The 18819-nt window shown below is 56.3% G+C and carries 15 protein-coding genes; 5 read left to right on the top strand and 10 right to left on the bottom strand.

Annotated features, from left to right (window positions below):
* Positions 1 to 8 precede the first annotated feature (8 nt).
* The 4 genes from KO088_RS04060 (at position 9) to KO088_RS04045 (ending at position 3165) form a co-directional block, all read left to right on the top strand.
* Positions 9 to 953, top strand: coding sequence for a ribose-phosphate pyrophosphokinase (locus tag KO088_RS04060; protein ID WP_009432499.1), 945 nt, complete (start codon positions 9 to 11; stop codon positions 951 to 953).
* A 103-nt stretch (positions 954 to 1056) separates the two neighbouring features.
* On the top strand, positions 1057 to 1455 hold the full coding sequence (gene bamJ, locus KO088_RS04055; RefSeq protein ID WP_044123897.1) for a BamJ family beta-barrel-assembly machinery protein: 399 nt from the start codon (positions 1057 to 1059) through the stop codon (positions 1453 to 1455).
* Positions 1452 to 1742 carry a DUF1294 domain-containing protein gene (locus KO088_RS04050; protein ID WP_215493684.1) on the top strand — a complete coding sequence of 97 codons (291 nt, stop codon included), beginning with the start codon at positions 1452 to 1454 and terminating at the stop codon, positions 1740 to 1742. The genes bamJ and KO088_RS04050 overlap by 4 nt, the downstream gene beginning before the upstream one ends.
* A gap of 334 nt (positions 1743 to 2076) precedes the next feature.
* The gene (locus tag KO088_RS04045) at positions 2077 to 3165 is read left to right on the top strand and encodes a mannose-1-phosphate guanylyltransferase (protein ID WP_188807603.1); all 1089 of its coding nucleotides are present in this window, start codon (positions 2077 to 2079) and stop codon (positions 3163 to 3165) included.
* Between the two features lie 88 nt (positions 3166 to 3253).
* Here KO088_RS04045 and ispF read toward each other — a convergent pair whose 3' ends face one another.
* The 4 genes from ispF to KO088_RS04025 form a co-directional block, all read right to left on the bottom strand.
* On the bottom strand, positions 3254 to 3751 hold the full coding sequence (gene ispF / locus KO088_RS04040) for a 2-C-methyl-D-erythritol 2,4-cyclodiphosphate synthase (RefSeq protein ID WP_215493683.1): 498 nt from the start codon (positions 3749 to 3751) through the stop codon (positions 3254 to 3256).
* Positions 3752 to 3756: 5 nt separating this feature from the next.
* Positions 3757 to 4902 carry a type IX secretion system outer membrane channel protein PorV gene (gene porV / locus KO088_RS04035; protein ID WP_215493682.1) on the bottom strand — a complete coding sequence of 382 codons (1146 nt, stop codon included), beginning with the start codon at positions 4900 to 4902 and terminating at the stop codon, positions 3757 to 3759.
* A gap of 111 nt (positions 4903 to 5013) precedes the next feature.
* The gene (gene dacB / locus KO088_RS04030; protein WP_215493681.1) at positions 5014 to 6555 is read right to left on the bottom strand and encodes a D-alanyl-D-alanine carboxypeptidase/D-alanyl-D-alanine endopeptidase; all 1542 of its coding nucleotides are present in this window, start codon (positions 6553 to 6555) and stop codon (positions 5014 to 5016) included.
* Between the two features lie 141 nt (positions 6556 to 6696).
* On the bottom strand, positions 6697 to 7272 hold the full coding sequence (locus KO088_RS04025) for a 50S ribosomal protein L25/general stress protein Ctc (RefSeq protein ID WP_215493680.1): 576 nt from the start codon (positions 7270 to 7272) through the stop codon (positions 6697 to 6699).
* A 433-nt stretch (positions 7273 to 7705) separates the two neighbouring features.
* Here KO088_RS04025 and fmt point away from each other — a divergent pair, with 433 nt between their 5' ends.
* Positions 7706 to 8662, top strand: a complete 957-nt coding sequence (gene fmt, locus KO088_RS04020; protein WP_215493679.1) for a methionyl-tRNA formyltransferase — start codon at positions 7706 to 7708, stop codon at positions 8660 to 8662.
* A 124-nt stretch (positions 8663 to 8786) separates the two neighbouring features.
* Here the strand turns inward: fmt and KO088_RS04015 are convergent, their stop codons facing one another.
* The 6 genes from KO088_RS04015 to KO088_RS03990 form a co-directional block, all read right to left on the bottom strand.
* A complete protein-coding gene (locus KO088_RS04015; protein WP_215493678.1) occupies positions 8787 to 10490 on the bottom strand; it encodes a tetratricopeptide repeat protein in 1704 nt (567 codons plus the stop codon).
* Between the two features lie 28 nt (positions 10491 to 10518).
* Positions 10519 to 13092 (bottom strand): glycosyltransferase family protein, encoded by a 2574-nt coding sequence (locus tag KO088_RS04010; RefSeq protein ID WP_215493677.1) that lies wholly within the window; start codon positions 13090 to 13092, stop codon positions 10519 to 10521.
* 112 nt (positions 13093 to 13204) lie between these two features.
* Entirely contained in the window at positions 13205 to 14314 is a 1110-nt protein-coding gene (locus KO088_RS04005; protein WP_215493676.1) for an SGNH/GDSL hydrolase family protein, read from the bottom strand.
* A 606-nt stretch (positions 14315 to 14920) separates the two neighbouring features.
* Positions 14921 to 15430, bottom strand: a complete 510-nt coding sequence (locus KO088_RS04000; RefSeq protein ID WP_215493675.1) for a flavodoxin — start codon at positions 15428 to 15430, stop codon at positions 14921 to 14923.
* Positions 15431 to 15449: 19 nt separating this feature from the next.
* Positions 15450 to 17495 (bottom strand): alpha-ketoacid dehydrogenase subunit alpha/beta, encoded by a 2046-nt coding sequence (locus KO088_RS03995; protein ID WP_044114549.1) that lies wholly within the window; start codon positions 17493 to 17495, stop codon positions 15450 to 15452.
* 2 nt (positions 17496 to 17497) lie between these two features.
* Positions 17498 to 18799: a dihydrolipoamide acetyltransferase family protein gene (locus KO088_RS03990; RefSeq protein ID WP_215493674.1), complete on the bottom strand. Its 1302-nt coding sequence runs from the start codon at positions 18797 to 18799 to the stop codon at positions 17498 to 17500.
* Positions 18800 to 18819: the final 20 nt, after the last annotated feature.

Below are 18819 nucleotides of genomic sequence, written 5' to 3'. Positions count from 1 at the left end.
CACGTCAAATGAGTATCAACACAAAGAACATTGCCATCTTCGCAGGCTCTGCTTCGCTGGAACTGGCTGGAAAGATCGCCGAAGCCCTGGGTATTAACCTCGGTGATATGCAGGTAGAGCATTTCGCTGATGGCGAATTCTCTGTCTACTACAAGGACAGTATCCGTGGTAAGGATGTCTTCCTCGTACAGTCCACCTATCCCTCTTCGGACAACATCATGGAGCTCCTCCTGATGGTCGATGCTGCTAAGCGTGCTTCCGCACACTACATCGCTGCGGTCATCCCTTACTTCGGATGGGCTCGTCAGGACCGTAAGGATAAGCCCCGTGTATCTATCGGGGCGAAGCTCATGGCAGACCTGCTGAGCACGGCAGGGGTCACACGCGTCATCACTATGGACCTGCACGCTGACCAGATCCAGGGCTTCTTCAACGTGCCTGTGGACCACCTCTACGCCTCTATGGTCTTCATCGACTACCTGCGCCAGACCTCAGACCTCGAGCGCACGGTCATCGCTACGCCAGACGTCGGTGGCGCTAAGCGTGCTAACTCCTATGCAAAGTTCCTCGGCGTGCCCATGGTCATCTGCCACAAGAGCCGTGCTAAGGCCAACGAAGTCGCTGAGATGACGATCATCGGGGATGTCACGGATAAGGACGTCATCCTTGTAGACGATATCGTTGATACGGCAGGGACGATCTGTAAGGCTGCTGACCTGATGATGCAGAATGGCGCTCGTAGTGTCCGTGCTGTAGCCAGCCACGCAGTACTGAGTGATCCTGCTACCGAGCGTATCAATGCTTCGGCGCTCAAGGAAATGATCTTCACCGACTCCATCCCCCTGCGTAAGCACTCGGATAAGATCCACATCGTGTCGGTAGCCAATATCTTCGCTGAGGCTATCAATCGTGTGATCAATCACGAGTCGATCAGCATCCTTTACTCTATCTAAAGGCAACCCTCTTCGTCGAGGAGCCCTATCACAGCCCCGCCCCCACACTTGTGGAGGCGGGGTTTACTTTGCCTTCGTCGCGAAGGCCTATAAATGAATGTGTATGAAGAAGCGTGAATACATCGAGGCTAATAAGGCTTGGCTCAAAGCGAAGTCTCAAGAAGCAGGTATTAAGCCCTTGCCCAAAGGAGCCTATTACAAGGTAATTACCGAAGGACGTGCAGATGGTAAGCACCCGTCGCCTCGTAGCATCGTCACGGCTCACTATACGGGGCGGACGATTGATGGGCAGGTCTTCGATAGTACGGAGGGTGATGTGCCTGCAGCTTTCCGCCTGAGTGACCTCATCGAGGGCTGGATCATTGCTCTCCAACAGATGTGTATCGGTGACCGCTGGGAAGTCTATCTCCCTGCAGAGCTGGCCTATGGTCGCTATGCGCAGCCTGGTATCCCCGCAGGCTCAACCCTGATCTTCGAGCTGGAGCTCGTCAGTATCGCATGATGCAGCTTTTCGGACTACAGCCCGCTGATCTCGTCTTAGTACTCCTACTCCTCAATGCCCTGACCTTTGTCGTCTATGGAGTCGATAAGTGGCGTGCTCGAGGAGGACGCTGGCGCATCCCCGAGCGGACGCTCCTTCTCTTGGCGGCCTTCGGTGGAGCCTTCGGTGCCTGCCTTGGGATGGTCGTGTGGAATCATAAGACTTCGCACAAGCGTTTTCGTTATCTCGTCCCTGTCTTCGTCCTGCTCCAAGGGCTGCTGGCATTCTATTTCCTGCGCCTCTATTGAGCCTGCTTCTTTCGTATCAACCAGCCCCTTTAATAGCCTTATAGATAGAGGCCCTATGGAGAGGCGAAACGAACCAGTACTGGTCAGCGAAGTGACCAGTACTGCTCGAAGTGTGAACTAGTACTGGTTGCTTTATCTAGTAGGTAGATAGGCTTTGCTGGATGACCTCTCTTTCGTGCAATATGTAGGGGAAGTCGCATCTGCTTTTGATAGGGCGGGAGGCAGTCCTGTAGCGGGTGCTACTTGGTGTTTTTTACTCCAGTAGTCTATCGCCTCGTATGGTATTAATGCTTATATTTGTGTAGTAATACTAACCCCGGTAGTAAAAAAGACTATGCACACAGACAACTATTGTGTCATCATGGGCGGAGGCGTAGGCAGCCGCTTTTGGCCATATAGCCGTGAGGCCAAGCCGAAGCAGTTCCTCGATATCTTCGCCACAGGTCGCACCCTTCTTCAGATGACTTATGATCGCTTCTCTAAGGTAATCCCTAAGGAGAACTTTGTCGTCGTCACCAACGCTATCTACCGAGACCTTGTGCTGGAGCAGCTCCCCGAGCTGACCCCAGGGCAGATCCTCCTGGAGCCAATGCGCCGCAATACGGCACCTTGTATCGGCTGGGCGACATATCATATCTATGCGAAGAATCCCAATGCTAACGTCCTGGTCACACCTGCTGACCACCTGATCCTGCAGGAGGATGCCTTCGACGAAGCTATCCGCCGCTCGCTGGACTATGTGAAGGCGCATCCCAAGCTGGTCACTCTCGGCGTACGCCCCTCGCGTCCTGAGACGGGCTATGGCTACATCCAGTTCACAGACTGTGAGGATGAGCACTTTGTGAAGGTGAAGACTTTCACGGAGAAGCCCAATATCGAGATGGCGAAGGTCTTCTACGAGAGTGGGGAATTCCTCTGGAATAGTGGGATGTTCGCATGGAACGTGCAGACGATCCTCGATGCCTTCCATCAGTACCTGCCTTCGCTGACCTCTATCCTCGACGAGGTGAAGGGTGCTTATGCTACCGATGAGGAGCAGAGCCGTGTCAGCCAAGTCTTCTCTGAGTGCCCCAATATCTCGATTGACTACGCTGTCTTGGAGAAGGCAGACAACGTCATGGTGCTTCCCGTCGACTTTGGCTGGGCAGACCTCGGTACCTGGGGCTCACTCTATGAGCTCAAGCGTGAGGAGCCTCGTGCGAATGTGGCCCTCCACACCAAGGCTCTCTTCTATGAGGCTGAGGGCAATATCGTTTCGCTCGATGGAGATCCCGAGAAGCAGCTGGTCGTCGTCCAGGGGATCAATGACTGTATCGTAGCTCAGAGCAAGGGAGTTCTCTTGATCTGTAAGCGCGATGAAGAGCAGCGCATCAAGGAATTCATGGGCGAAGCATCCGTCCAATTTGATAAGAAGTTCGACTAATCACTTAGTCCTATATAAAGCAAGTGCGGGCGAATCACCAATGGTGATTCGCCCGCGCTTGCTTTTGTCTACTACGATAGGGGCTTCGTTAGAAGGCTCCCTTGACGGCGATGAGTGCGGTGGCAAAGGCTTCCATCCCTTCGCGGCGACCGACGAAGCCCATGCGCTCGGCTGTCGTAGCCTTCAGCGAGATAGCCCTCTCAGGGATGCCCATAACCTCCGCCATCACACGACGCATCTCGGGGATGTGTGGGTTGATCTTCGGTGCCTCTGCTGCTACTGTCGCATCGATGTTGCCGATCTCATAGCCTGCTTCACGCACGAGGGCGCAGCTACGGCTGAGGAGGATCTTGCTGTCAATGCCCTTGTAGGCCATATCGGATGGGGGGAAGTGCACCCCGATATCACCGAGGGCAGCCGCTCCAAGGAGGGCGTCACATACAGCGTGGAGGAGGACGTCTGCATCGGAGTGACCTTCGAGGCCCTGCTCAAAGGGGATCTTCACGCCACCGAGCCAAAGCTCGTAGCCGTCACTGAGGCGGTGGACGTCATAGCCGAAGCCCGTCCGGAAAGGTATCTGTGGCATATATATTACTTGAGTAGTCCGCGGATGCCGTCCATATCGAAGGCCAGCGTGAAGCGGAGAGTCTGATCGAGTGGATTGTCGGAGATCGTAGAGATGAGGTAGGAGGCATCGATGCGGAAGGCGCTCATACGGAAGCCTGCCCCAGCGGTGAAGGCTTGGAGATTCCCCTTGTTGGGATGGAGGTAGCTGTAGCCAGCACGCACGAAGAACTTGTCACAATAGTTGTACTCGGCACCGAGGCTCCAGCGGATTTCCTTGAGCTCTTCGCCGAAGCCACCAGGCGCATCACCGAGGCTCTTGAAGATCCCCGCGATGGCAGAGGTCTTCTGATAGTCGGCGATCTTCTCTGTATCCCCCGTGGGAGGTGTGGGGACGAGGAGCTTATTAGCCTCGAGGTTTAGGGAGATCATGTTCTCCTTGTCGATGGGGTAGAGGAGTCCCGTACCCAGACCGAGATTTGTGGGGATGAAGGAGGAAGTCGTCCCTCCGTCAAAGGAGATCTTCGTGCCGATATTGCGGATGTTGAAGCCCTTTGTCCACAGGCACTCAGCCCCACCGATCGTGATGTACTTCTGGTGGTAGCCCGCGATGTCGGCTGCGAAGGCCGACCCAGGGCGATCACCTTGCTCACGGCTTCCCTGATCCGAATGGATGTAGCGCAGGGCTACAGCGAGGGAGAAGTTGGGAGAGAGCTTACGGGCGTAGCTCGCATCGATGGCGAACTCATTGGGGTGCGATACGCCAAGACTTCTTCCTGAGGCATCCCACGTCGTGAGCTTACCCATGGTGAAGTAGCGGAGCGAAGCACCGATGGTCTGGGTGTTGTCATTCCCAATACGGAAGTAGCCTCCGGCATGCATCAGAGCAATGTCGCTTACCAGGCGAGATAGCCAAGGTGTATAGCCGAGCGATAGGCCGGCCTTGCTATCTATGAATGCAAACTTGGCGGGATTCCAATACTGGGAATAGGGGTCTGCTGTCGTCGATACACCGACGTCGCCCATACCAGAGGCCCTCGCATCAGGGCTAATCTGTAGTGATGGGACCGCAGCTGTCACGGGATTGAAGTAGCGAGCTTCTTGGGCTTTGGCCGTTCCGATGCACCCGAAGGCGCAGAGAGCGAGAGTAGTAAAGGTAGTCTTTTGGTTCATATTCCTTGGGGTATGCTCCCTCTGGAAAGGGGATTAGAGAAGGATACCGAGTTATACTATAGCGCAAATATACGACTATCCGCCCATGTAGCACGCTATTAGCTTCTTGGGCTAACGCTTCTTCCCCTTGCGTGAGGACTTAGAGGAGGCCTTGTGCGAAGCCTTCTTGCTACCCTTGCTGTGCTCGCTATGCTTCTTCCCCTTCGCCGCTACCTTCTTCGCGGGGGCAGGAAGCGGAGGAAGGGGCTGCTGGGTGAAGAGCCCTGTCAAGAGGCGGGTGAAGGTCGCACGCGCCTCAGCACTATTGATGGCTCCGTTAGCGATGTAGACGATGCTGTACCACTTGTCTTTATGAAGGAGGTAGCCCGCATATCCACGTACACCACGCATAGAGCCACTCTTGAGGTAGGCGGTCACTTCGCTCGGGATGGAGAGGCTACGTACTGTGCCTTCGACACCAGCTTCGGGGAGTGAGGCCAAGAAAGGCTTGTGGAGAGACTGGTCACGCCAGAGCTCTGAGAGGATGAGGCTGAGTGCACCTGAGGAGAGGCGTCCCTCTGGGCTGAGTCCCGACCCATCCATAGGATAGAACTCGGTCGGAGTAAGCCCCAGGTGCTCTCGCCAATAGGAGCGCATCACTGTCGGTTGCCCCGTCTTGCGCTGCTCGTAGCTATTGAGTGCATAGGCAAGGCCTTCGGCATAGATGTTGGAGCTACGGAAGTTCGTGATCTTCGCGAGGGTATCCGCAGGGAGTGAGGTGTAGTAGCCCAGCGTATCGAGGCCCGTGATGAGCTCGTCGTAGTTGAGCTCGGGGCGATCTTGTAGGTCAATCCCCTCGAGGCGAAGGCCTTCATTGAGCCACACTGTGGCGTAGCTGGGAGGGTCAGGTATCGTCCAGCGTAGGTGTCGACCTGAGAGGCCTTCGCGTACGGTACCCGAGATGAGCAGGGTGTCGGCTCTACGCATTGGGGTGAGATCCAGCCGAGTTGAACTACCGAGGAGTAGCTCTTGGCGCGTGGGGACGAGGAGTGAAGCAACATTTGGCTCTACGACAGGCTGCTCCCCGTCGCTGGAGAAGAGGTAGAGATCGGCGTAGTTGTCTGCGATGTTAAAGCCCGAGATGGGAGCGCCATAGTACTCGTCAAGGTCTTCGTCGGCCCAAGTCTCATTGAAGAACGGATGGGGGAAGCCCTTGAGGTCAATGATTAGACGTCCCGTGATACGGCTGATCCCACGCTCCTCAAGCAGCGCCTTGACCTCACTGATGAGGCGCTTCTGATTGGGGATGTAGTGCGAGCCCAGTGAGGGATCTGCCGAAGCCTTCAGCACCAAGTCTCCATACAGTGTCTCGCCATCGACCTGCCCGCGGATCATCACGGGGATATGGAAGCGGTAGTCGTGCCCACGTAGCGCGAGGAAGGCTCCCGTCGTAGGGATCTTCACCAGCGAGGCTGGGCGGAAGGCTTCGGACGTGCGGTGAGCAAGTACGGGCTCTCCTGTCTGGAGATCGCGTACGAGAGCTGTGACACGTACCCCAGGACGCTGCTCATAGCGGCGCAGTATCTCGATAGCTTCGGGGTAAGGCTGCGAGTAGACTGGTGCGGTGAGAGCAAAAAGGCTGAGGAGAAGGAATAGGTGAGCGCGAAGGGACATCTGATGGTCGGGACTACATGAGCTGGGAGAGGGTAGGAGGGAAAAGAAGAGAGGCTACCCCTATATGTGGTAGGGGTAGCCTCTGTAGGTTGGGCGATGGGAGCACGCAGAGGTGCTCTATCGCTTAGGCTGAGCTGTAGCTTACTTGTTGCCCTTAGCCATAGCACCACGTGCAGCACGGGTGAGCTTAACGGCGCAGACGACAGCGTTCTTAGCGTTGATGACTTCAAGACCTTCGAAGCTGAGGGCACCGACCTGGATGGTCTTACCAAGACCAAGCTCCGTAACGTCGATGAAGAGCTTCTCGGGGATCTCCGTGTAAGGAGCGCGTACCTTGAGCTTACGCATTTCGAGGCTGAGCTTACCCCCTGCCTTCACACCTTCAGCGTGACCGGTGAGGACGACGGGAACTTCCATGACGATAGGCTTCGTAGCTTCTACCTGGAGGAAGTCGAGGTGCAGGATAGCGTCAGTGACGGGGTGGAACTGGAGGTCCTTGAGGACAGCCTTGACCTGACGGCCTTCGATGTCGAGGTCGATAGCGAAGATGTCTGGAGAGTAGACGAGGTTACGCACGCCATCCTGGCTTACGGTGAAGTGGAGTACTTCGTTGCCTCCGTAGAGGACTGCGGGGATCTGATCACCAGCGCGGAGGCCCTTAGCGGCCTTCTTACCGAGCTCGTTGCGGAGCTGGCCTGAGAGTTGGAAAGTCTTCATTCTCTTTGTTTTAAATTGTGTTACTCAAAATTAGTGTCTTCTAATTTCCCATCACACGAGTCCTCTCTGTCCGCGGAGGAAGGAGGGCTTCTCGTCTTCGAGACAATCGTCGAACGGCGCAAAGATAGTGATTTTCATCGACATCCCGACATATCCTCTGCGAATAGTTGGTGCTTCCAAGGCCTCAGCTTCCTCTAACCATAGAGAGGCTACTGTCCCGAGTAGCTATCTAAAGGAGGGTGCTACCAACCTATATAGGTCGTCGGGTGAACCTATATAGATCGCAAAGCCGACCAATATAGGTCACGAAGCTGACCAATATAGGTTGCCCCGACGACCTATATAGGTTCATATCCCGCTCTCGTAGTGTCTCTCCCTCCAGCCGATAGGGCAATTCTTTGTAGCTTTGCTCCACCATAGCCCCTATAAACAGATGAAGAAAGAAGATCTACGTATCGTATATATGGCGACGGCAGACTTTGCCCTGCCGTCCCTCCAGCGCCTCGTCGAAGGTGGATACAACATCGTGGCAGTCGTCACGATGCCTGATAAGCCCGCAGGTCGTGGGCATAAGCTCAAGCAGAGCAGCATCAAGATCTACGCCGAATCGGTAGGACTCGAGGTCCTCCAGCCTGAGCGTCTCAAGGATGAAGCCTTCGTCGGTCGCCTGAAGGAACTACGCCCCGATCTTGGTATCGTGGTCGCCTTCCGTATGCTCCCCGAGGTCGTCTGGTCACTCCCCCGCTTCGGGACGATCAACCTCCACGGCTCACTCCTGCCTAAGTACCGTGGTGCAGCTCCCATCCATTGGTCGATCATCAATGGCGAGACGGAGACGGGGGTCACGACCTTCCGCCTACGCCATGAGCTCGACACCGGGGATATCCTCTTGCAGGCGAGCCTACCGATCGAGCCAGAGGATTGTGTGGGGAAGATCCACGATGAGCTGATGCTCCTCGGAGCAGAGACGCTCCAGCGCAGTGTCGACCTCTTCCTCGCAGACGAAGAGCCTAAGGCCAAGCCCCAGAGCCTTTATGAGGCGAATCCCACGCATGCACCTAAGCTGACGAAGGAGAATACCCAGCTACACTGGGATCGCCCAGCAGTAGAGCTAAATAACCTCGTGCGTGGTTTGTCTCCTTATCCTGCAGCATGGTGCCTACTCTCCTTTGCTGGCGAAGAAGCTCAGCCCTTCAAGATCCTGGAGACGGCTGTCAGCGGTGAAGATCTCCCCACGGAGGAGCACCCCATCGGCTCTGTCATCATCACGGGCCGACGTAGTCTGGAGATTCAGACCTCGGCAGGGCGTCTTGCTATCAAGACCCTACAGCCAGCAGGTAAGAAGGCGATGCCTGCCTCAGCCTTCCTCAATGGACTCCATCTGAAATAAGCCTTTCCCATAGATTAGCTCCCGAGAGAGCTATCCCCTTATAATGCCATCGGGCGGCCACCTCCATCGTGAGGTAGCCGCCCGGTGGCGTATTTGTGGTCGCTTACTTAATGAGCGAGTAGGCTTAGTAGAGGCGCGTCAGCTGAGTGAAGTCCTTCAGACCACGCAGTGAAGCGAACTCAAGGTCAGCATCGATGCGTGAGGTGAGGCTGGGATCCTTCTGCAGAGCCTTCTGTAGCGAAGAGATAGCCTTGGCAGAGTCACCCATGCGAGCAGCTACGATAGCGCGGAGGTAGTCGGTCGTAGCATCGGGCTTAGCGATAGCTTCGAGCGTCTTGATAGCCTTGCTGTAGTTGTGGTTGAGGATCTGTGCTACGGCAGCATTGTTCGTCGTGACATCACCATAGGCCGTCTCCGCCTTGGCGTAGTCACCCTGACGCAGGTAGAGGAAGCCAAGAGCGTCACCTACACCAGGCATAGAGCTACCTTCGGCGATGAGTGAGGTGGCCTTGTTGAGGTCGCCATCCTTCAGAGCCAGCAGACCGAGGTTGACCTTCGTCTCGGGGTTGTCCTTACGCTTGAGCGCACGGTCGAACCATACGAGGGCAGCCTCATAGTCGCCACGCTGCAGGCAGAGTGAGCCGACGTTGTTGTATGGGCGGTAGTCCTTGGGGTACTTCTGCATGACGAGCTTGTAGATGTTCTCCTTCTGAGCTACGTCATCGGTGAGGGTAGCCGAGTAGAGGAGCTCTTCGACGCTCAGTGCGCTGGGGAACTTCTCCAGCAGGCTCTGGATCTCAGCATCGCTCTTGCCAATGATCTTGACGTTGGCGATGAGGCGAGAGCGACGGAGCTTGGGGAGGACCTCATCAGCGAGCTTGCTGAAGACAGCCGAGATATTGCGGATCTCATGCTCACGCTGCTCGGGGTCGGGGTACATACTCAGTACGCGAAGTACGAGTTCCTTGTCCTGGAAGTCGCTCTGCTCGACGAGCTTCTTGAAGCCTTCCCAGTCCTGAGCGGTGTAGTGAGCGTCGATAGCGACGTCAGACATCTTCTGCTTCTTGAAAGCCGTCTTGAGCTGTGCCGTGGTGTTCTTCTCACGCGAAGCACTGAGCTTTTCGTTCAGCTCCTTACCACCATCGGGGGAGGCGTAGGCCTGGACTTCGACGGATACCTCCTGGTTGGGAGTCTCCTTAGCGTTCTGTACGGTGTACTTCCACTCCTGCACCTCGTCCTTATTCAGCTCAGAGCTGCGGACGTTGGACTGCTGGATGAGGAACATGATGTTGGCATCATACGCCTCCTTGATGACGCGCTGGAAGCCGTCGGGAGAGATGACGGGCGTCACGCCTGCGAGCGTAGCGAGAGCTTCGGTAGCGATCACGCCATCAGCGACCTTGAGGTCGGGGAGCTTGACCGTGCGGCTACCCTGCTTCCCCTTGAAGTTGAGGTAGAGCTCGCTCTTTGCCATAGCGGGGACGTAGGGCAGGATGAAGTTGACGGTAGCGTTGGAGCCATTAGCATGGTACACGATACGGTCGTTGCCGTAGACCTTTTCGCCCTGGAAGGTGGTGCCGTTGCCCCACTTTTCACCACCCTGATAGCGGAGGATAGGGACGATGGTCAGCGTAGCATCCTTGGGGAACCACTTCGCGGGGAAGGTGAGGTGGACGGCTACAGGTACTTTGCCCCCGACGACTTCGAGGGGCTGAGGTTCGGCCTTGACTTGGTCGGCCGTCATGGGGCGTAGCTTTTGGCTACAGCTGCTTGCGGTGAGTAAGACAGTCGCCGATACGAGGGCGCCTGTGATCACTTGCTTGATCATTGCTGCTTGGGATAAATATGATGAAGGGTTAATGTTGCGGAGTCGTAGCCTTCTTGTCCTTGCGCTTGAGGAAGGGCTGGACGAGGGAGGCGAGGAGGAGTAGGGCGAGTAGTGCGGTGCAGATCTTAGCGACCAGCTCGGTGTGATGGATCGAAGCGGGGTCGAAGGTCATCGTCAGCTCGTGCGTCCCTGCTGGGATATAGGCTGCACGAAGCGTGTAGTTAGCGCGTACCAGAGGAAGCTCGCTCTTGCCGTCCAGCGTGAGGTGCCATCCGTGAGGATAGTAGATCTCAGAGAAGACGAGGAGACGAGGTACATCGGTCGTGACGCGGTACTTCGCTTGGCTGGGAGCGTAGGAGAGGAGCTCGACCTGACCGATAGCGGGTGCGGGCTGTAGGCTATCCGTGGCGAGGCTATCTGTAGTAGCAGTGGCAGGAGCAGCCTTGTAGCTTGAGAGTTCGCCCTCAAAGCGCTTGTCGGCGACAGCCGTAGTGCGCAGGGGCGTATCATCCAGCGCGGACATCTCTTCGTCAGCTGTCGTGACCCAGCGGATATCATTGACGAACCATGCGGGACCGAAGGCCTCGGAGTTCTTCTGATACTGCAGGCCATGCTCTTGGTCAGCGAAGATGAAGTAGCGCGTGTCGAGCATGTTGTAGACCTGCATGTTCTGCTTGGCGAGCTGACGCTCGATGAGGTCCTGATAGCGACGGAGCTTAGCAGCGTGATAGCCACCTACGCTGCGGTGATTGGCGCTGGTCGTAGCATCGTTGAAGCTATTGACTGCGAGGTTCATCACACGATAGTGTGGATCCTTATCCTCGGCGATAGCCTTGTCGACAGCGGTCACAGGACGAGCCTGTGCTTCGACGCTTTCCTTGGGGATGAAGAGATCATCATTCAGATAGCGCTTGTCGACGAGCCAGAGGTCGCAGAGGGTGATGACGCCGATAGAGGCGAAGAGGAGGGACTTCTTGATCTTTCCCTGTGCATAGAGTACGCAGGGGACGAGGGAGAGGATGATGACGATAGCTGAGCGGATAGCGTCGGCCGAGACGATACCGGCACGGACTTCCTTCAGACTACTCATGATCGAGGAGACGGGGAGCTGGCTATTGCCCATCGCCTGACGGAACATCTCATGCTCAGCGTCACTCATCAGCCCGAGGAAGGTCTGAGGAACGAGCCACAGCACGAGGCAGGGCAGGAGCGTCAGGGCAAGGCTCGCATATACGGCGACCTTGTCTTGGAGGACTTCCTTCGGATGGCGTGCGAATTCGACCAATGCCAGCACGGCGAGTGCGGGGATGGTGAATTCAGCGACGACGAGGATCGATGACACCGTACGGAACTTATTGTACAGTGGCATGTAGTCGATGAAGAGGTCGGTGAGCCACATCATATTGTGACCCCACGCCAGCGCAATAGATAGTGCCGTACCGGCAAGGAGTGCCCACTTCAGCGGGCCGCGCACGATGAAGACACCGAGGAGGAAGAGGAAGAAGACGAAGGCACCGACATAGACGGGACCAGCCGTGAAGGGCTGATCACCCCAGTAGTGGTTCATACCTCCGATGATCTGCTGGAATTCGGCAGGCACATCCTCCATATTTGCTGAGCCTTCGCTGAGCGCCCCCGAAGCGCCTCCGTAGAGGTTGGGGATGAGGAGCGTGAAGGTCTCACCCTTGCCATAGCTCCAGGCGGTGATATATTCCTTGTCGAGGCCCTTAGCGGTAGCCTGTACCTGCTGTTGGTTACCTTCGGTAGCTTCGGGTGTGAGTTCGCTACCACCACGGATCGTCTCCTGCCCATATTCATAGGTGTGATAGAGGTTCGAGCCGTTGATGCCGATAGCGATAGCACCTGCAAAGAGGGTGACGCAGGTAGCGATGATGAAGCTACGCAGAGCCTTTCCTCGCAGCGCTTCGACGAAGTAGCCGATGAGGAGGAAGACAATGAGGAAGGCGAAGTAATAGCTCATCTGCACGTGGTTCGATAGGATCTGAAGCGCCGCGAAGAGAGCTGTCATGGCACCACCGAGGAGGTAGCGCCCGCGATAAGTGTGTATGATCCCTGCGATCGTTGGCGGGATGAAGCAGAGAGTCATCAGCTTCCATATATGTCCTGCCGTGATGAGGATGATGAAGTAGCTGGAGAAGGTCCACATGATCGCCCCGAGCACCGATGGTAGGCGCTCCATACGCAGGGCACGCATGAAGAGATAGAAGCCACCGAGCATAGCGAAGAGCAGCCAGCTATAGCCTGGTAGGAGCGTGAAGGGCCACTGCAGCGTGAGGACATCTTGTATCGTGCGGATGACGCCTACCGAGGGGTAAGAGGGTGCGATCTGATACATCGGCATCCCCCCGAAGAGGCTGTTGGTCCAGTAGGAGAAGCCTTCCCCCGTAGCCTCCATGTGCTTGTAGACATCTGAAGCATTGCCGCTGGCACCAGCGACGTCTTGCTGGAAGAGCTCACGGCCCTCAAAGACTGCGGGCGCAAAGTAAGCTAACGCAAGGAATAGGAAGAAGATGACGACCCCAATCACTGGGACCGAAGAACGGAGGTAGTGCGAGGTAGAGGAGGGGACTTTGGCTTCCACGTATGATCTAATTAATTACGAACCAAACAAACATATCTCGCCCCAAAGGTACTAAAAAGCCCCCATGCACCGTGAGTGATGCCTTCAGAAAAGGGCTTCCGAGCGGAGGATACTAACGGCTCTCCATCGGAGTCCACTGCGCGAGGACGATGATCTCCCATAGCTTCTTGACGATAGCCGAGGCGTACTGCGCCATGCCGTAGTCCGAAGGGTGCACGTAGTCCACCCAAGCATTGGGTGCTAAGCCGAGTTCTTCTCGCGAGAGGTAGAAGAGGTTCTTCACGCCTTCCTCTTGGAGCTGCGCATAGGCTATTTGCTGAGCCGCATTGCAGCGTGCACTCTCCCTGCCTTGGGCTTCGGAGGTGAGGGCATTGCTATTGCCTGCGTGCTCCACAAGGAGGATCACGACCCCAGGGATCTTGCTGATACGGCGGACAGCTTCCTTCATGCGCTTGATGATCTCGTCACTCTCGATGGCCCCCATATTCGGCATGCAGTCGAGTATCACGATCGAAGGGCGCTGCTCACATATTAGGTCAATGATCTCGCTCTCCAGCTTCCCGTTGCCCGAGAAGCCGAGGTTGATGAAGGGGCACTCAATTTGTCGCCCCACGATATTCGCCCAAGCCATGCCAGGGCGGGAAGCGCAGGCGCCTTGGGCTATCGAAGTGCCGTAGAGGACGATGGGATCTTTCTTGACCGTGGGAACAAAGGCGAATCGACTTGCCTTCGGTACACCGATCTCCAGACAAGTGACCTCGTTGTAGAGCGGTAGGTAGAGGACGTATTCGGCTTCGCGCCCGACCGCTACCCCTTTGTCAAGCGTGTAGTTGTAGCGAATGGTATCGCCGAAGCTATAGCTCCCGAAGCAAAAAGCCATGTCATCGGCGCGATAGAGGTCGACACCCGACACGCCGGTAGCGGGCATGTGTGGCATGCTCTGAGGTTGTGAGACCACGTAGCGCACGCTGACCTCTCGTGCATCCGTGCTGAAGCGGATGGCCAAGCCTGCTGATTGGCAGGCGTGCTCCCATACCTTTTCCCGCACCAAGCCCTTGGCGCGATCGGGGAAGCGGTGGTAGTTGCCGCCGTCTTCATTCCAGCCTTGGTTGTGGATATAAGTCTCCCCGCTGGTCTGCATCGGGTCATACCAGACCGTTTGCCCAAGGCATTCGGTGAGTGCTGTGAGGAGGACGACGGCGAGAGTGTATAATTGTTTCAAGTGAAATTGCTTTTGCGTGAGTACTTTCCAAAGCGGGATGGCGCCTTGACTGCGGTGCAAACTTAGCCGAAACAGCTCAGCTAACCAAGCAAAGGTACTTGCGTGGGCGAAGTTTCTTCCTGAAGTTCGTGCGTCTTCATGAGGAAGATGCCGACAATTCTTAAATAGCTTTGTGGCAATTTATACGTATTAATGCGAGAATTAATACATATTATTTCGGCGATTAATACGTATAAATCCGAAAATTAATACGTATAAATTTGCAGGTTGATACGTATAAATGTGCGCATTCATACGGTTGATTTTTTGAAGTTAACCGTATTTTCTGCTGCAAACTCAAGGAGGAAAGCACGCGAAGTCAAGTACCTTTTCTCACCGCCTTCAGTAGTTCCGTCCGTGCAGTAGCGATGGTGAGAGGATGGATCACATTCCTTTTGCTCCCTCGACTCGGCTACTTTTTGCCGTGAAATAAGCCCCTTCGTTCGCTGAGCGCATAGGGCCGAATAGAAAAGTCCACCCCCTCAGACGCTGCACCACTGTCGTGGGTGCGCTGAGGGGGCGGACTTGCGATGGATAGCAAATAGAGGCGTGGCCTCTACGTGCGCCTTACTTTACGCCAAATTCCTTCTTGACCTGCTTGATCCAAGCGGTGAGGCGGGCGTCGGTAAGCTCAGGCTGATTCGTGGGATCGACGATGAGGCCGACGAACTGATCACCGCACTCGGCGAGTGAATGCTCGTACTCGTAGCCTTCGCGTGACGTGCGGCCGACGACTTCAGCACCCAGCTCTTCGAAGTACCTGGCGAGGATACCCACGCCATCAGCAAAGCTGACGGGGGTCTCTACCTGATTGCCGGGGCCGTAGATAGCTACGCGCTTGCCGGTGAAGTCAGCGTCCTCGATCTCGGGAAGGAATTCGTCCCAAGCCGAAGGCAGCTCGCCGTTGAAGTAGGTAGGCGTACCGAGGATGAGAGCTGCGTGCTTCTCGACGTCAGCCAGATGCGCCGTGTCGATGTCTACATATTCGATCCCTTTCCCCCAGGCTGCAGCGATACGCTCTCCCAGCTCGGCGGTGTAGGCTGTGCTCTTGCTGTAGAGCAGTCCTATAGTCTTCATATTGTCGTTGCTTTTGGGGTTAGTATTCGATGAGCTCCTTAGCTGCGGCGTAGATCTTGTCTTCGCTGGGCAGGGTCGTCAGCTCAAAGCACTTGTGGAAGCCTACGGGCGTGGAGAGTGCCCCGACACGGAAGATGGGGGCATCCAGATCACGGAAGGCCTTCTTGGCGATCGAAGCCGCGAGCTCTGCACCGAAGCCACCGAAGACGCGGTCTTCGTGTACGATGAGCGCCTTGGACGTCTTGCGGATAGAGGCATAGACGGTCTCTTCGTCCCAGGGTACGAGCGAGCGAAGGTCGATGACTTCGATGCTCTTGCCGAGGTCTTTCTGGATGCGCTCAGCGACATTGAGAGCGAAGTGAAGCGTATTCCCGTAGGTGATGAGCGTAGCATCCGTCCCTTCGCGGCGGATACGTGCCTTGCCGAAGGGTACTTCGAAGTCTTCGGGGATGACGGAGGCAGACTCAGCACTATTGTACTGTGCTTTGGGCTCGAGGAAGACCGTGACACCGCGTGAGCGCATCGCCGTACGGAGAAGCCCAGCAGCGTCGTCCGAGAAGCAAGGATAAACTACGCGAGCACCAGGGAAGGTCGTCAGGACACCTTCGACACTCTGCGAGTGGTACAGACCACCTTGGATATAGCCACCCGTAGAGAGGCGGATGGTGATATTGGGAGAGTACTGCCCATTGCTGCGCCAGAAGTCGTGTGTGGAGTTCACGAACTGCTCCATAGCAGGCCAGAAGTAGTCGGAGAACTCAGCCCCTTCGATGACGATACGGATCTTGTCGCTGAAGCGGCTCATACCGTTCGCCGTACCGACGATGTAGTCTTCTGCGATAGGAGCGTTGAAGATACGCTTGTTGCCGAACTCCTGAAGCATCCCCTTCGTCACGTTGAAGACGCCACCCTTATCCTTGTTAGCGACGTCCTGACCCCAGAGGAAGGTGTCGGGATTGTGACGGAACTCCTGCTTGAGGGTCTTGTTGAGAGCTTGTACCAGTGTGAGCTTCTCGCCCGAACCATCGGGGATACCCGTGCCGTACTTGTCGCCAGGGTAAGCTTCGCCGATGACGTACTCCATGACCGTATCAGCCGTGGGATCTGGTGCCTTGAGAGCATTGCGGTTAGCGACCTTCAGCTCTTCGCGTGCTTCTGCTTCGATAGCCTGTAGCTCTTCTTCGGTGAAGCGATGGTAGCGCAGGAGCATACGGCGGAACTTCGGTAGCGGGTCTGCTGCCTGAGCGCGCTGCAGCTCTTCTTCGCTGCGGTAGAGCGTGTGCTTATCCGAGTTGGAGTGTGCGCCGATACGTACGCAGTCTGCCGTGACGACGACAGGCGTGCGGTGCTTGACTGCGTACTCACGTGCAGCCTCCATGGTGTTCATGGAGTCAAAGACGTCCTTACCATTACAGAAGAGGACCTTGAGATGGCGGATACCAGCGTAGTTCTGCCCGACGCGTGGGTTAGCCGTCTGCTCGTGCGTAGGCACGGAGATGCCATAGCCATTGCCCTGGAGGACGAAGATGACTGGGAGGCGCTCACGTGCTGCACCGTTGATGGCTTCGAAGACGTAGCCTTCGGAAGCGGAGGATTCCCCGTGCGAAGCGATAGCCACACCGTCTACGCCATAGTAGTCGAGAGCACGTGCCAGACCTACAGCCTGAGAGTCATGTGCAGCGACGCAGGAGGAGATGTTGTGGATACCCCATTCGACCTTAGCGTAGTGGTCAGACATGTGTCGGCCGCCACTCGTGGGGTCGGTAGCCTTAGAGATACCGTTGAGGATCATCTCCTCGACCGTCATACCAGCCGACAGGGCTGCCAGCAGGTCACGGTAGTAGAGGAAGAGATGGTCCTTGCCTCGCTGGAAGATCTGTCCGATAGCGAGCTGGATACCATCGTGGCCAGCGTTGGAGGCGTGGAACTGCCACCCGATAGACTGTAGCAGGTAGCTGGGCGCCTTTTCATCAAGGCAGCGGCCGAGGTAGAGGAGGTAGTACCAGCGACGAAGGGTCTCCTTGTCGGTGGTCTTGATCCCATATATCTTCTTTACTGAGCTCATAGTTATGCGTTGTTAGTCTTCCATTCTTCGAGGTAGCGTGCTACAGCCTGCAGGAAGGCGCCGCCGAGCATACCATCGATGATACGGTGGTCATAGGAGAAGGAGAGATAGATCTTATGGCGGACGGCGATGACGTCACCAGCAGGCGTCTCGAGGATCGTGGGTTCCTTTTCGATAGCCCCGATACCGAGGATAGCGGACTCAGGCTGGTTGATGATCGGCGTACCGAAGAGCGTGCCCGAGGAGCCGTAGTTCGAGATCGTGAACGTACCACCGGACATTTCGTCTGGCGTGAGCTGACCCTTGCGGCTCTTGTCTGCAAGGCGAGCTACCTGCTCAGCGATACCAGCCAGACTCAGCTTGTCGGCATCACGGATGACGGGCACGACGAGATTGCCATCGGGCAGGGCTACAGCCATACCGACGTTGACGTGCTTACGCTCGATGATGTTGTACCCATCGACAGCTGCATTGATGCGGGGGAAGTCCTTCAGTGCACGAGCTACCGCTTCGATGACGGGAGACATGTACGTCAGTGAGTAGCCTTCGCGCTTCTTGAAGTTGTCCTTCTCTGCTTCGCGCCACTTCACCAGATCCGTGATATCGGCCTTGAGGAAGCTCGTTACGTGAGGAGCTACCTGTACCGACTGTACCATGCGGTCAGCGATGATACGGCGGATAGGATCCATAGGGATCACGCGGTCATCGGGACCAACGGGCACAGCGGGAGCTGCGACCTGAGGACGAGGGGCGGATGCGGGAGCTGGAGCTGCAGCGCGCTCTGCACGAGGAGTAGGAGCGGGTGCCCCCTTCTTCTGCTCGATGTAGCGGACGATGTCGGCCTTGCTGACGCGACCACCAAAGCCCGTGCCTTGGATCTTATCCAGCTCTTCCTGACTTACCTTAGCGGCCTTAGCACGCTCGAGGACGACTGGTGAGTACCAGCGCTCTACCGTGCCACGATGAACTTCGGTGACGGGAATGGATGGGGTGGGGGCAGCAGCAGGAGCAGGTGCTTCCTTCTCAGCTGCGGGTGCTGGGGTGGCAGGAGCTACTGCCTGACCCGAGGTGTCGACGATGATGACGGGCTCACCGACAGCGACGGTGTCGCCTTCGCCATAGTTGATCTTGACGATCGTACCAGCTACGGGGGAGGGGATCGTAGCGGCCGTCTTGGCAGAAGTGATCTCGAAGAGGTCTGTGTCCTCCTCGATGTAGTCCCCTACCTTCACGTTGAGGACGGTGATCGTACACTCGGTTACGCTCTCGCCCATCTTGGGCATCTTGATATCGAATGTCGCCATGAGATTTAGCTTATATGATG

The sequence above is a fragment of the Porphyromonas bobii genome (assembly GCF_943169685.1).
Classification (GTDB): domain Bacteria; phylum Bacteroidota; class Bacteroidia; order Bacteroidales; family Porphyromonadaceae; genus Porphyromonas; species Porphyromonas pasteri.
The sequence above is the reverse complement of the archived record's forward strand: the minus strand, read 5'-3'. Positions and strand labels throughout refer to the sequence as shown.

Bases quoted from the DNA above. Each gene is read 5' to 3' on its own strand.
- KO088_RS04060 (WP_009432499.1), top strand. From the start codon at position 9: ATGAGTATCAACACAAAGAACATTGCCATCTTCGCAGGCTCTGCTTCG.
- bamJ (WP_044123897.1), top strand. From the start codon at position 1,057: ATGAAGAAGCGTGAATACATCGAGGCTAATAAGGCTTGGCTCAAAGCG.
- KO088_RS04050 (WP_215493684.1), top strand. From the start codon at position 1,452: ATGATGCAGCTTTTCGGACTACAGCCCGCTGATCTCGTCTTAGTACTC.
- KO088_RS04045 (WP_188807603.1), top strand. From the start codon at position 2,077: ATGCACACAGACAACTATTGTGTCATCATGGGCGGAGGCGTAGGCAGC.
- ispF (WP_215493683.1), bottom strand. From the start codon at position 3,751: ATGCCACAGATACCTTTCCGGACGGGCTTCGGCTATGACGTCCACCGC.
- porV (WP_215493682.1), bottom strand. From the start codon at position 4,902: ATGAACCAAAAGACTACCTTTACTACTCTCGCTCTCTGCGCCTTCGGG.
- dacB (WP_215493681.1), bottom strand. From the start codon at position 6,555: ATGTCCCTTCGCGCTCACCTATTCCTTCTCCTCAGCCTTTTTGCTCTC.
- KO088_RS04025 (WP_215493680.1), bottom strand. From the start codon at position 7,272: ATGAAGACTTTCCAACTCTCAGGCCAGCTCCGCAACGAGCTCGGTAAG.
- fmt (WP_215493679.1), top strand. From the start codon at position 7,706: ATGAAGAAAGAAGATCTACGTATCGTATATATGGCGACGGCAGACTTT.
- KO088_RS04015 (WP_215493678.1), bottom strand. From the start codon at position 10,490: ATGATCAAGCAAGTGATCACAGGCGCCCTCGTATCGGCGACTGTCTTA.
- KO088_RS04000 (WP_215493675.1), bottom strand. From the start codon at position 15,430: ATGAAGACTATAGGACTGCTCTACAGCAAGAGCACAGCCTACACCGCC.
- KO088_RS03995 (WP_044114549.1), bottom strand. From the start codon at position 17,495: ATGAGCTCAGTAAAGAAGATATATGGGATCAAGACCACCGACAAGGAG.
- KO088_RS03990 (WP_215493674.1), bottom strand. From the start codon at position 18,799: ATGGCGACATTCGATATCAAGATGCCCAAGATGGGCGAGAGCGTAACC.